Annotated in this window: 12 protein-coding genes; 9 read left to right on the top strand and 3 right to left on the bottom strand. The window is 34.7% G+C overall.

Annotated features, from left to right (window positions below; translation table 11 throughout):
• The first annotated feature begins 150 nt into the window (after positions 1 to 150).
• The 7 genes from OLM51_RS03265 (at position 151) to OLM51_RS03235 (ending at position 7,650) form a co-directional block, all read left to right on the top strand.
• Positions 151 to 627 carry a methylated-DNA--[protein]-cysteine S-methyltransferase gene (locus tag OLM51_RS03265; RefSeq protein WP_264552975.1) on the top strand — a complete coding sequence of 159 codons (477 nt, stop codon included), beginning with the start codon at positions 151 to 153 and terminating at the stop codon, positions 625 to 627.
• A gap of 78 nt (positions 628 to 705) precedes the next feature.
• Positions 706 to 1,419: a 3'-5' exonuclease gene (locus tag OLM51_RS03260; protein ID WP_264552974.1), complete on the top strand. Its 714-nt coding sequence runs from the start codon at positions 706 to 708 to the stop codon at positions 1,417 to 1,419.
• A gap of 88 nt (positions 1,420 to 1,507) precedes the next feature.
• Positions 1,508 to 2,581 carry a winged helix DNA-binding domain-containing protein gene (locus tag OLM51_RS03255; protein ID WP_264552973.1) on the top strand — a complete coding sequence of 358 codons (1,074 nt, stop codon included), beginning with the start codon at positions 1,508 to 1,510 and terminating at the stop codon, positions 2,579 to 2,581.
• A 111-nt stretch (positions 2,582 to 2,692) separates the two neighbouring features.
• Positions 2,693 to 4,132, top strand: a complete 1,440-nt coding sequence (locus tag OLM51_RS03250) for a nucleoside recognition domain-containing protein (RefSeq protein ID WP_264552972.1) — start codon at positions 2,693 to 2,695, stop codon at positions 4,130 to 4,132.
• A 646-nt stretch (positions 4,133 to 4,778) separates the two neighbouring features.
• A complete protein-coding gene (gene tnpA, locus OLM51_RS03245) occupies positions 4,779 to 5,240 on the top strand; it encodes an IS200/IS605 family transposase (protein ID WP_264552971.1) in 462 nt (153 codons plus the stop codon).
• Between the two features lie 4 nt (positions 5,241 to 5,244).
• Positions 5,245 to 5,973, top strand: a complete 729-nt coding sequence (locus tag OLM51_RS03240) for a hypothetical protein (RefSeq protein ID WP_264552970.1) — start codon at positions 5,245 to 5,247, stop codon at positions 5,971 to 5,973.
• Positions 5,974 to 6,045: 72 nt separating this feature from the next.
• Positions 6,046 to 7,650, top strand: a complete 1,605-nt coding sequence (locus tag OLM51_RS03235; protein ID WP_264552969.1) for a fumarate hydratase — start codon at positions 6,046 to 6,048, stop codon at positions 7,648 to 7,650.
• Positions 7,651 to 7,765: 115 nt separating this feature from the next.
• Here the strand turns inward: OLM51_RS03235 and OLM51_RS03230 are convergent, their stop codons facing one another.
• Complete coding sequence (locus OLM51_RS03230; RefSeq protein WP_264552968.1) at positions 7,766 to 8,266, bottom strand: PAS domain-containing protein; 501 nt, start codon at positions 8,264 to 8,266, stop codon at positions 7,766 to 7,768.
• Positions 8,267 to 8,357: 91 nt separating this feature from the next.
• On the bottom strand, positions 8,358 to 9,440 hold the full coding sequence (gene dinB / locus OLM51_RS03225; protein WP_264552967.1) for a DNA polymerase IV: 1,083 nt from the start codon (positions 9,438 to 9,440) through the stop codon (positions 8,358 to 8,360).
• Positions 9,441 to 9,579: 139 nt separating this feature from the next.
• On the opposite strand from dinB, the gene OLM51_RS03220 reads away from it, so the two are divergent.
• Positions 9,580 to 10,314 (top strand): metallophosphoesterase family protein, encoded by a 735-nt coding sequence (locus OLM51_RS03220; protein ID WP_264552966.1) that lies wholly within the window; start codon positions 9,580 to 9,582, stop codon positions 10,312 to 10,314.
• A gap of 48 nt (positions 10,315 to 10,362) precedes the next feature.
• On the top strand, positions 10,363 to 10,893 hold the full coding sequence (locus OLM51_RS03215) for a DUF6646 family protein (RefSeq protein WP_264552965.1): 531 nt from the start codon (positions 10,363 to 10,365) through the stop codon (positions 10,891 to 10,893).
• 149 nt (positions 10,894 to 11,042) lie between these two features.
• Here OLM51_RS03215 and OLM51_RS03210 read toward each other — a convergent pair whose 3' ends face one another.
• Positions 11,043 to 13,826 (bottom strand): M4 family metallopeptidase, encoded by a 2,784-nt coding sequence (locus OLM51_RS03210; RefSeq protein ID WP_264552964.1) that lies wholly within the window; start codon positions 13,824 to 13,826, stop codon positions 11,043 to 11,045.
• Positions 13,827 to 13,885 lie beyond the last annotated feature (59 nt).

Here is a 13,885-nt window from a genome sequence, read left to right as displayed (position 1 = left end):
CTGGTTTTTCATAAGTCTTAGATTACGATCAAAGTGAAAATGGAATAAAACCACATGCAAAAAAAATTAAATGAACTTATATAACTTATATGGTTTCAAAAAATATTTGCGAACTTTGCTTAAAACCCTTACGCATTTGCGCTTAAATTTATGGAAACAGTCTTTATCAATTCCCCATTAGGAATCACCAAAATTATTGGAGATGAAAATGGTATTGCTGTAATTTCCGTTTCTGATGTTGGAACAAACGAGGTTTCTAAAACCATCCCCGAAGTTTTACAAGAAGCTGTCTTGCAGCTAAATGAGTATTTTGAAGGAAAAAGAACCGATTTTGATCTCAAATTAAACCCAAAAGGAACCGAATTTCAACAGAAAGTCTGGAAAGCATTACTGGAAATTCCATACGGAAAAACAGTAAGTTATATGGATCAGACCAAAAAACTGGGAGATGTCAAAGCAATTCGTGCTGTAGCGTCTGCAAATGGCAAAAACCCGCTTTGGATTGTGGTCCCATGTCATCGGGTTATTGGCACAAATGGTTCCCTAACCGGATACGCCGGCGGATTATCCCGCAAAAAATGGCTTTTGGAACATGAAAATCCTTCTACCCAACAAAGTTTATTCTAATCATTTATATTTGTAAGAATTTTATATGTATTTTTGCAATTCCATTCATAAAAATCCAATATCTAAGAAGTTTAAAATATGATTGAAAAAATAAACCTCAATAACATTTTATTTCTTGATATAGAAACCGTTCCAGAAGAAGAAAGCTATAATTTGCTTGATGCTGAGATGCAATCACTTTGGGATCTTAAAACGCAATACCAGCGAAAAGACGATTTTACACCCGAGGAATTTTATGAGCGTGCCGGAATCTGGGCTGAATTTGGAAAAATAATCTGTATTTCTGTTGGGTATTTTACAATTAAGGGAGATATTCGAAATTTTAGAGTGACTTCGTTTTTTGGTGAGGAAAAAAAGATTCTGAAAGACTTTAATAATCTTCTGAATAACCATTTCAATCAGCCGCAACATCTTTTGTGCGGACACAATGCAAAAGAATTTGACATTCCGTTTATAGCACGCCGAATGATTATCAATCAAATTGCTATTCCGGACAAACTGAATTTATTTGGAAAAAAGCCCTGGGAAATTGCACATTTAGATACTTTAGAATTATGGAAGTTTGGCGATTATAAACATTTCACCTCTTTAAAGTTATTAACCAAGATTCTTGGTATCCCATCGCCAAAAGGAGATATTGACGGAAGTCAGGTAGCGCATGTATTCTATGTAGAAAAAGACATTGACAGAATTATAACATATTGTGAAAAAGACACTATAGCGGTAGCACAGATTTTTTTACGCCTGCGCAGGGAAGATTTGTTAATTGATGATGAAATTATTCATGTATAGTTTTTTTGAGGCACAAAGATGCAAAGTTGCAGAGGTTCAAAGTTTTGAATAAACTTATATCACTTATATGGTTTAAAATGATTTTAAAATGACACATCAGGAAATTTCACATCATCGACTGGTTTCTCAAAAACTGTATAAAACAAGTCCATTTTCACCACAGGAAATTGTACAGCATTTGGGTGCCATGCAGGCGCAGGATTATGCGATGGCAAAATGGGCAATTGGTTCCCGCACTGATGCTACCGAAAAAGAAATCGAAGAAGTTATAAATTCGGGTAAAATTATCCGAACTCATATTCTTAGACCCACCTGGCATTTTGTGGCTGCAGAGGATATTTACTGGATGTTAGATCTTTCTGCTCCTCAAGTAAAGCGATTTACAAACTCAGCAGGCAAAAAATATGGTTACGATTCCAAAAAGTTTGATGAGGCAAATGCTTTTATCGAAAAATTATTAAGTGGAAACAATCATTTAACGCGAGACGAAATCATGCAGGAGCTTAATATTAAAAAAGCCTCAAATGATGATTTTTTGAGTGCGGCCATTATGATGAATGCCGAACTTGATGGTTTAGTTTGTAACGGGAAGATGAAAGGTAAACAAATTACTTATGCCCTACTTGAAGAACGTGTTTCGAAACCAAAAACTAAATTATCAAAAGAAGAAAGTTTAGCAAAATTAGCCCAGCGTTATTTCGAAAGTCATGGCCCTGCAACGTTACTTGATTTTTCATGGTGGTCCGGTTTTCCTCCCACTATTTGCAAATCTGTAATTAATGCAATTGAATTGCAATTAAGTTCTATAACTATTGACAATCAGCAATATTGGTTTAAACAAGATCATACTGATGCAGATAACTTTCGCGAAAGCGTACATTTTCTTCCGGCATTTGATGAGATTTTAATATCTTATAAAACTCGCGAAGCAGCTATTTTACAAGAACATCAATCAAAGGCTTTTACAAATAATGGTATTTTTAAACCGGTAATTATGGAAAACGGAAAAGTCATTGGAACCTGGAAAAGAACAATTAAAAAAGATCACGCCAAAATAGAAACGCAGTTTTTTAATGAAACTGAAACGGATAAAAAACAACTTATTTTTAAAGGAATCCAATCTTTTGAAAATTATCTGGAAACAAAAATTGTTATTGAATGAAATTGAATTTCATCAAAAAGAATGTTGTTTTAAGGAAATACTTCCGGTTTCAATATTAAAATCTTTGGGCATATTATGGCTAAATAATTACATTTACAAAAAATTACAATTATGGTATTAAGCAGATTTTGGTTAGCGATTTTTATTTCTTCGATTGTTTTCATTGTAGTCAGTTTATTTACAGCCAATACTTATACTATTGATTCTGTTTTGAATGGAAAGAAAGATGACCCAATTTTGGTTTCTGAAAAATACATTCAGGAACTTCCTGCCTTTATCAAAGACAGCATTACAAAAGCGAAGGATCAGACTATGATCATAAATCGTGATACGCTAAATACCGACACTACTTATGTTTATAAAAACAAAACCGTAAAAATTTATAGTGGTCTTCAAAAATCAGATGGTTTATTACCAACTTGCAAGAGTACTTTGGTAGATTTAATCCTGCCTCTTATTGCTTATCTGGCCTTTTTCTGCGGATTGATGGAGCTTTTAATCATTTCGGGAGCTTCCGGAAAATTAGCCAAAGGATTAAGTCCTGTTTTTGTAAAAGTGTTTCCAAGTATTCCCAAAAACCACCCTTCGATTTCTTATATGACTTTAAACTTTGCCGCCAATTTCCTTGGACTGGATTCTGCTGCAACTCCATTTGGACTTAAAGCCATGGAAAGTTTACAGGAAATAAATCCCGAAAAAGATAAAGCAAGCGATGCTCAAATTATGTTTATGTGTCTGCATGCTTCCGGTTTGACTTTAATCGCAACTTCTATCATTGGATATCGTGCTGCTGCAAATGCAAGTAACCCGGCAGATGTAATGCTGCCTTGTATCATTACATCATTCATTGGGACAATTGCGGCTTTCTTATTAGTTGGAATTAAACAAAAAATCAACTTTAAAAGTGCTTCGCTCGTTATTGGATTAATGGTTTTAATTGCAGCAATCGTTGGTTTATTAATGTATGTGAATCATTTGGATCTGATTGGGAAAAACTATTTTACTTCTAATCTTTCAGGATTAATATTACTTGCCATTATTGTTTTTACCTTAATTTTCTCTTTCATGCATGAAAAGAAATTTATTGAAGCAAACACAACGGTTTTTGACTCTTTTGTAGTCGGAGCAAATAATGGTGTTAAAACCGGAGTCACTATTTTTCCATATGTTCTTGGAATGTTAGTTGCCATTTCTCTATTCAGAAACAGTGGTTTATTTGAAATTATAAGTGACGGAATTGGGTTTGTATTTTCAAATATGGGTGTTAGTAAAGAAATTACAAATGCACTTCCTGTTGCCATGCTTCGTCCTTTTAGCTCAGCAGGATCAAGAGGATTCCTGATCGACTCGATGAATACTTTTGGGGCCGATTCTCTAACAGCAAGATTGAGCAGTATTTTTCAATGCAGTGCCGAAAGTACTTTTTATGTTATTGCTGTTTACTTTGGATCTGTAAATATTAAAAACACCCGCTATGCTTTAGGAACCATGCTTTTGGTAGATTTAATTTGTGTGATTACTGCCATTTTTGTGGCAACCTGGTTTTTTTAAAAAAGAAATTCCAGAGAATGATATATTCTATGCCATCGGATTTTTAATCCGTTGATTATAATATTGGTCGATCCTATGGATCTTTTTTATAACCGAATTGAAATCTGGGCTTCTCATCTCTAAACTGGATTAAAATCCAGCCCTACAATATGGGGCGAGCCGAGGGCTCTTTTAATTCGAAATCAATATAAAAAAATTCCGGAGGAATGATTCATTCTGTAGCAACGGATTTTAATCCGTTGGTTATAAATATTGACCCTTTTTTTAAAGTTCCGTAGGAACGGTATATTTTGATAAATTAAAAATCTAACACGAATCATATTATCTTGATCGATCCTATGGATCTTTTTTAACATGCCTGTTTCGAAAATAACCGAATTGAAATCTGGCCAACATCATCTCTAAACTGGATTAAAATCCAGCCCTACAATATGGGTCGAGCCAAGGGCTCTTTTAACTCGAAATCAATATAAAAAAATTCCGAAGGAATGATTCGTTCTGTAGCAACGGATTTTAATCCGTTGGTTATAAATATTGCCCCCTTTTTTAAAGTTCCATAGGAACGAATAATTAAAAAAGAAAGTTAAATATTACAAAAAGGTATTCTGCAACCATAAGAATGATTTATTTAGCAAAAAAAATCAAAATGGCAAACACCTATCACCAAATCTATTTACAAGTTGTTTTTGCGGTAAAACATAGAGAAGCTGTTATTACAAAAGAATGGAGAGCAAAATTATTTAGTATTATTGGAAATCTAATTAATGAAACCGGATGTAAGACCATAATTGTCAATGGCATTGAAGATCATGTTCACTGCCTACTGGGCTTAAAACCAACTATTTCTGTTTCTGAATTAATGAAAACGATAAAAGCGAAATCTTCGAAATATATAAACGATCATAAATTAACAACAGCAAGGTTTGAATGGCAGGAAGGGTATGGAGCATTTTCATACAGTCAATCACATGTCAGTGATGTCTATAAATATATTGAAAATCAGGAAGACCATCATAAAAAACAAACTTTCAATCAAGAATATCTCAATTTTCTTAATAAATTCAACATTCAATACGAAGAAAAATATATTTTTGAAGAACTAAAATAAGCACATGAAAATCCACATTTTATTCTTCGCATCCCTTTTAATTGGTTGCCAAAAACCAAAATCTGAGCCTCAAATAACAAGTACTGCTCCAGAACCTAAAACAGAAACTGCAATTGTAAAAGAACACTTTCTAAAAACAGATACTATTTTAATTTCTGAAGGAGAAGAAAACTCAAAATCCAATTTTGTTTTGGCACATCTTCTAAATCAAACTGCAGACAAAGACAGCATCGTAACTTCAAAATACCGACTTGATTTTTATGTCAACAAAACTAAAATTACCGATTCAAAGATTACGATTAAAGGTGTTGACAAAGGATCTGAATGGAGTGCAACATATGGATTAACCTCAGCGACTGCCAAAAATTCTCCTTTTATTCAAATTAATTTTGGATACCCTGCCTGCGGTTATAACAGAAATAATTACTTGTATTATTTAAAAAACAGTGATTTACAATTGGTTCATGAATGGGATTCTATGACCGATGGTGGTTGGGGAAGCTGGATTGAGTTTGATAATCCCGATGCAAAATCTAATCCGGAATCCTTTTATTGCAAAACTGTAACCTATTTTCCTGAAGATGATAATGATGACATGGGAACTGTTTCACATTCTGATTCTATTGCTTTTCACTTAAATGGCAATCACTGGAAAAAGCAATTAGTTTCTGCGAAAGACAAGGTCTATTTTGAGAAAAAAGTGTCTTTTGATGACTTTCATAATCAGAAATAAAGTCCACAAAACAAGGCTAATTCAAATTCTTTCTTAGGTAAATAATTTTTAACTTTGTAAAAAAACAAAGCAATGATTGATTTTATATACCAGGATCCCTATCCTATTTTGAAGGATGATACGCAATACCGCAAAATTACTTCTGATTTTGTAAAAACAGAACAATTTGGTGAACGTGAAATTTTAACTGTTGACCCAAAAGGTTTAGAGTTATTGGCCGAAGAAGCCCTGACTGATGTTTCGTTCATGTTAAGAACGACACACTTGCAGAAACTTAGAAATATCCTTGATGATCCGGAAGCAACAGACAACGATCGTTTTGTAGCTTACAATTTATTACAAAATGCATCTGTAGCTGCCGAAGGTCAATTACCAAGCTGTCAGGATACCGGAACAGCGATTGTAATGGCTAAAAAAGGTGAAAACATCTTTACTGGTGCTGATGATGCAGAATGGTTAAGCAGAGGAATTTTTAATACATACCAGAAACGTAATTTACGTTATTCTCAAATTGTTCCAATTTCGATGTTTGAAGAAAAGAATTCAGGTTCAAATCTTCCGGCTCAAATTGATATCTATGCTAAAAAAGGAGCTTCTTACGAATTCTTGTTTATGGCAAAAGGTGGTGGATCTGCCAATAAGACCTACTTGTACCAACAGACAAAATCGTTATTGAACGATAAATCGATGGACGCTTTTGTTCGTGCAAAAATCAAAGATTTAGGAACTTCTGCTTGTCCTCCGTACCATTTGGCTCTAGTTATTGGAGGAACTTCTGCAGAAGCAAACTTAAGTGCTGTTAAAAAAGCATCTGCAGGTTATTATGATCATTTACCAACTTCTGGAAATATGGCCGGTCAGGCATTTCGTGATTTAGAATGGGAAGCACGTGTTCAGAAAATTTGTCAGGAAAGCGAAATCGGAGCTCAGTTTGGAGGAAAATATTTTACACATGATGTTCGTGTAATTCGTTTGCCACGTCACGCGGCTTCTTGCCCTGTTGGATTGGGCGTTTCTTGTTCTGCAGACAGAAATATTAAAGGAAAAATTACAAAAGACGGAATCTTTGTTGAGCAATTAGAAGTAAATCCAAAACAATTTTTGCCAGAAACAGCACCTCACTTAGAAGCGCCTGTTGAAGTTGATTTAGACCAGCCAATGGCAGATATTTTAGCGAAATTATCACAATACCCGATCAAAACCCGTTTGAAACTAAACGGTACTGTTATTGTTGCCCGTGATATTGCACACGCAAAAATTAAAGAATTACTGGATGCCGGAAAACCAATGCCGGAATACTTTAAAAATCACCCGGTTTATTATGCCGGACCAGCAAAAACTCCGGAAGGTATGGCTTCGGGTAGTTTTGGACCTACTACAGCCGGACGTATGGACGTGTATGTAGATGAATTCCAGAAAAATGGCGGAAGTATGGTTATGCTTGCTAAAGGAAACCGTACTAAACAAGTTACTGATGCCTGCAACAAATATGGCGGATTCTATCTAGGTTCGATTGGAGGTCCTGCGGCTATTTTGGCACAAGACAATATCTTAAAAGTAGAAATTGTTGATTTTGAAGAATTAGGAATGGAAGCTGTTCGTAAAATTACCGTAAAAGATTTCCCTGCTTTTATCATTACTGATGATAAAGGAAATGATTTCTTTGAAAATTTATAACTCTTTTTAGAGGCTAAGATTCTAAGTTACTGAGATACTAAGATTTTTAAAATAATAAAAACCGCCTAATGGCGGTTTTTGCTTTTATATACTTTGTGCGCAAACCGTATTTAGTTTAAGCACTTTTATCTTCTTTTTCGAATGCTATAAAATGTGAAACTTTCCCTTTTAAGTTGTAAACTGGTACAGCATCTACACTGCATCTGTAAGTTTCACCATTTTTTTTATAGTTTTCAAGCGTCTTTTTAAAAGGCATTTTTAATTGGATTGCTTCTTTTATTTCTTCTAAAACAATTTTAGAAGTGGCTGGTCCCTGAAACATTTTTGGTGTATGTCCTAAAACCTCATCTTCTTTATAACCTGTCATTTTTCTTATTCCGTTTGAGGCAAAAACAATTTTTAAACTCAAATCCGTAATAAGAACAACTTCATTTTTAATCCTTTCTTCAATTTTCAAATCTTCTTTATTCCAGGAAAATAGATTTGAAATTTCATTTACTTTTTTCAAATCCGCAAAAGTCAATTTCAATTCATTTAAATACAAATAATGAAAATCCCAGGACATTAAAGGTACTGAATAACGATAGAAAGCTTCATCATAATTATTGTTTTTCATCTGAATAAACTTAAATGGTACTATCTCAAAGATAGAAAGAAAATTCTTCACAAAAAAATACTAATATTAAATTTAAGCAAACTTTAATGTATCAAAATGCAAATTTAAGCTGCACGACTACAGCTTTTCTCTCCTCAATATTCAAGTTGTTCAGCGAAATGCCAAGTAACCGAACAGAATCTTTCATTTTTTCCTGATATAATAACTCTTCGACTATTTCCATTATCAAACTTTTATCTGATATAAAATAGGGCAATGTTTTACTTCTGGTCTGTTGTGTAAAATCACTGTATTTTATTTTCAAAGTAACAGTCTTCCCTGATATTTCATGTTTTTTTAATCTTTTTTCTAAAGATGTGGCGATTCTGTCCAATTGCTCCAACATAAAGATTTCTGAGGATAAATTCACATCAAAAGTATGTTCTGCAGCAACTGATTTTGTTATGCGATGTGGTTTTACTTCGCTGTTATGAATACCACGAACGACATTGTAATAAAAAGCTCCAGATTTCCCAAAATGCTTTTCGAGAAACTCCACAGATTTACTTTTTAAATCTGTTCCTGTAAAAATCCCTAATTGATACATTTTTTCAGTGGTCACTTTTCCAACACCGTAAAATTTCCGAATAGGCAGTTCTTCCAGAAACTCTAAAATTTCATCTGGGTTAACCGTCTTTTGTCCATTCGGTTTATTGACGTCACTAGCAATTTTGGCCACAAATTTATTGACCGAAATTCCGGCGGAAGCTGTAAGACCAACTTCGTTTAGAATTCTTTGCCTAATTTCCTGAGCCAGTAAACTGGCGCTCGGATTTCCTTTTTTGTTTTGGGTTACATCCAGATAAGCCTCATCTAAAGAAAGCGGTTCAACCAAATCTGTATACTCATGAAAGATTTTATGAATTTTTGAGGAGATCTCTTTATAACGATCAAATCTTGGTCTTACGAAAATAATCTCGGGGCAATATTTTTTGGCCAAAACACCACTTATTGCACTACGAACTCCAAATTTTCTGGCTTCGTAACTCGCTGCCGAAACTACTCCTCTGTTCTCTGACCCTCCAACTGCGACAGGTTTACCCCGCAACATTGGGTTGTCCATCTGCTCAACTGAAGCATAAAAAGCATCCATGTCAATATGGATAATTTTGCGATATGTTGGCACATCTGACATTATGCAAATTTAGAAAGTAAAGCCATAAAAAAGTATCTCAAATAGTTATAAATAATATCAATTTTTAAAGAATGTAAAAACGATGAGTTCAAACCAATTATTCTTTCTATTTTTGTTTTTCTACACGAAAAATTAAATAATGCGAACATTTGTTATAGGTGACATTCACGGCGGATTACTTGCACTGGAACAAGTGATGAAAAAAGCCGGGGTCACTACAGAAGATACTCTTATATTTCTAGGCGATTATGTTGATGGCTGGAGTCACTCAGCGCAGGTAATCGACTATTTAATTGATTTAAAAAGCAAACAGAACTGTATTTGTGTTAGAGGAAATCACGACCAGCTGGCCTTAGAATGGCTTGAAAACAGACATGATGACCTTGATGAGGAAATGTGGTACAAACATGGCGGAAAAGCCACCGTAGAGGGGTATTCGAAGATATCTGAAGAGAAAAAGAAAACACATATTGCTTTTTTACATCAGCTGAAAGATTATTATCTTGATGACGAAAACCGTTTATTTGTTCATGCCGGATTCACTAATTTGAATGGTGTGGTCTGGGAATACTTTCCAAAATTATTTTACTGGGACAGAACACTCTGGGAAACAGCGCTTTCTTTAGACCCAAACTTAAAACCTGGTGATTTATACTATCCTAAACGTTTTACGGTTTACAAAGAAGTCTACATAGGTCATACGCCTGTTACCCGAATTGGGCAAACAGTTCCGGTTCAAAAAGCTTGTGTCTGGAATGTTGACACAGGTGCTGCTTTCAAAGGACCTTTGACGATCATGAACATTGACACCAAAGAATTCTGGCAAAGTGATCCGTTAAATGAATTATATCCTGACGAAAAAGGTAGGAATTAATCCATAAAAATTTAATTTTGCATTTTAAAATAATTAATATTTAAGTTTATGAAAAAGGTTATTACACTTTTGTTTTTAGTATCATTTGGATTTATTAATGCTCAAAAAGCATTTACAGGAAAAGGAGACATACGAGTTAATGTTGGTGCTAATTTACAAGATGGTGGTTCTGGAATTCAGGGATCTGTAGATTTTGGTTTAGGAGAAAATTTCTCATTTGGTTTTGTTGCAAATTATTTATTAGGAGTAGATAATTTTAGTGGTTTTTACCACGGAAGTTCATCTGTTTACAATGACAAAACTCCTGACTTCTCTGATCGTTTTGATGCAAAAGCCAGAATTAATGCTAATTTATCAAGCGTAATTGGAGTAGAGCAATTAGACATTTATCCAGGACTAAGTTTAGGTTTACATAATTTTGGAGGCCATGTTGGAGGTCGTTATTTCTTTACAGACGGATTTGGTGTATTTACTGAAGTTGGATTTCCAATTGCAAAATACGGAAGTAACAATGATCCGTTTTATCATTTAAACAATCAGGCAACTTTCAGTTTAGGAGCTTCTTTTAATTTGCAATAAATTTTAATCGTTTGGTTTCACCAAAAGAACGTTTTAAAACATTAGTTGAAAATTTATATCAATAAAAAACCGCCCATACAGGCGGTTTTTCTTTGCTTTTATAAGATCTGAATTAAAATCTTCAAAGCCTTTCTAACAATCTCAACCTTTTATTTCTTAACAAATTTCTTAACGACTCTTTTACTGCCGTTATTTAATTCAATAATATAAACTCCAGTATTTAATGCACTAACATTAATAGGGTTTCCGGAAAGTTGTCCTGTGCTAATTTGCTGACCCAATGTGTTTGTGATTCGGAATGTATATCCTGTATTATTCAAAATTGAAACATTCAGTTCATCTTCTACAGGGTTTGGATATAATGCAAAACTTGATGTTTCTGTGGTTTCAAATAAACTTGTATTGATATCCTCACTAGCAATTGCTCCTGAAGCAGTGATGTTTATAGAATAATCTTCTACTTGTCCATAAGAAAAAGCCTCACAAGATGTTGGGATTCCGTTGTATTTCATAGAAACTCTAACTCTGGTTGTTCCAAGAGCTGCCGTTGCCGGAATAGTTATTGTTCCAGTCACCGGAGTTGTTTTTGAAGTTGCTTTTGTCCAAACAGTCTCACCAGAATCTGCAAAATCACCATCTTGATTGTAATCAATAAAAACAGCATATCCTTCAGTGTAAACAGTCGAAGTCCAGCTTGGAGTAATAGTAATCGTGTAAGCTGTTCCTCTTGTTGCATTTGTAGAAAGTGCAGTATAGTTTTCATAACCCGTTGTACCTGTTGATGTATTATTGATTGTTCCAAACACAACTTTACCAATTCTTTCATCTGCGGTACTATTTCCCTGAGATGTACAATAAGATATAGTCGCGGCAGTTGTAGTAACATTTACAGCATTACTGGCAGCTGAAACATTTCCTGCAGCATCTTTAGCTTTAACCGTAAAAGTATAAGCCGTTAAAGCCGTTAAACCGGTTACCGTATATGTAGTTGATGTTGAAGATCCTTTTAGCGTTGTTCCTTCGTAAATGTCATATCCTGTAACTGCCACATTATCTGTAGAAGCAGTCCACGATAAATTAGTAGTTGTTCCGGTAGTTCCAGAAGCAGCTAAGCTTGTTGGAGCTGTTGGTGCCACAGTATCCCCCGATCCTGCATAAGCAGCACCAACACCAACTGCATAAAACGCATTCGTTGTTGCAATAACCTCAGCAGAACCTGCACCGTATAAATCTATTGCAGATTGTATTCCTGAAGTTCTTGCATTTGCATATGTTGAATTTGCTGTTAAATATACGCTCTCTAAACGGTAAGCAATTTTTGCAGCTTTGTCAATAGTAATACCTGTTACGTTATACACACTTCCAATATCGTTTGTTCCTGATTTACCAACAGATAAAATATAAAACCAATGATTCAAAACACCAGAATTGGTATGAACCCCACATTGATCGTTATTATTTGTTGGCGTACAGTTTACATTTACCCAATATGTTCCCCCGTAAGTATCTGGCTGTCCTTCTGAATTTGGATCACTCATTGAGCGCAGGGCAAGATGACCACTTCTTCTTTCAATATCTTCTCCAACTAACCAGGTTGATTTTGTTGGTGCAGCACGATATTCTATACAAGCTCCCCAAATATCAGAGAATGCTTCGTTCATTGCCCCCGATTCTTTCTGATACGCCAGATTTGCAGTATACGTACACACAGCATGACCAATTTCATGACCCGCAACATCCATTGCTGTTAAAATATCAAATCCTCCAGTTCCGGTTCCGTCACCGTAAGTCATAACACTTCCGTTCCAAAATGCATTATTATTATTTGGATATCCCGCTGCTACTAAATTGTAATGAACATAACTTTTAATTTTTGCACCCGCATTATCAAAGCTATTTCTTCCATGTACTGTTGACCAATAATCATAAGTCATCTCGGCACCCCAATGTGCGTCTAATGCACCATTATCTTTATTGGTGTTATTATACTCGGCTGCTGTCCAGTTATTGTCGGCATCTGTAAAATTAGTTGTAGGATATGTCGCAGTTCTTGCAGAGTTGTAAGTTTGAATTCCGTTTCCACGAGTTACATCAGATAAAATATAAGAAGAACCGCTTAAACTAGTCTGAATAGTCTGTGTTCCGCTATAACGAGTCGCTGCATTTGCGGCAACCATACTTTTTTTAGAAACTAAACTGCTTTTTTGATCTTTGCCAGCCGTCGAAATTAATCTCCCATGACTGTTTTCGCCAAGATGTTTGATCGTTGCATTGTAAAACAAAGCTTCTCCGGTCTGGGCATCGATATAAAGATCTCCTCTGCTCAACGGATAAGTAGCATAAATATCAAATTTATAAGCTAATCTTACTTTATCAGACTTTCTGTTCTCGCCTTGTTCTTCCATTGCCGGTAATAAAACCAATTCGCCTTTTGGTTTTTCATATCCCATCACAGCTGCATCGTCTGGTGTTTCCCATAGATATTGCTTTGCACCTGTATAGGCAATTGCTTTAGCAAAAGCAGCCTGACTGGATAATTTAGGCGTTGTTTTTACATTTTCAAGAGCATAAAATTCGCCATTCATCGAAACTAATTTTCCTCCTTTTGAATGTAAAGTATAGTTTGCAAACTCTACTTTGATTCCTTGTTCGTATAACTGAAATTTTTCATGTACAAACCCTTCTTTATCAGACTCTGTCTTTACTTTTGCAAAATTCTGATTGTCCTTTAAACCTAATTGTTCTTTAAAAACAGTGTTAAAGTCGGATTCTTTGTAGGTAGACTTGTCGCTAAAGGTGATTAAACTTGGTTGTCCGTTTTCTGATACATTTTTCTGACTTACCCTTTTATCAGTGTTTTGGGTAAATCCAGCTACAGAAAATGTAAGAATAACAACTGACGTTGTCATAATTTTTGGTAATTTTTTTTCCATAATAATGTGGTATTTAAGTTTGGTTAAATGATTACAAATAAAATATTTAATGTAAGTAA

The organism is Flavobacterium sp. N2038, from assembly GCF_025947185.1.
GTDB lineage: Bacteria > Bacteroidota > Bacteroidia > Flavobacteriales > Flavobacteriaceae > Flavobacterium.
The sequence above is the reverse complement of the archived record's forward strand: the minus strand, read 5'-3'. Positions and strand labels throughout refer to the sequence as shown.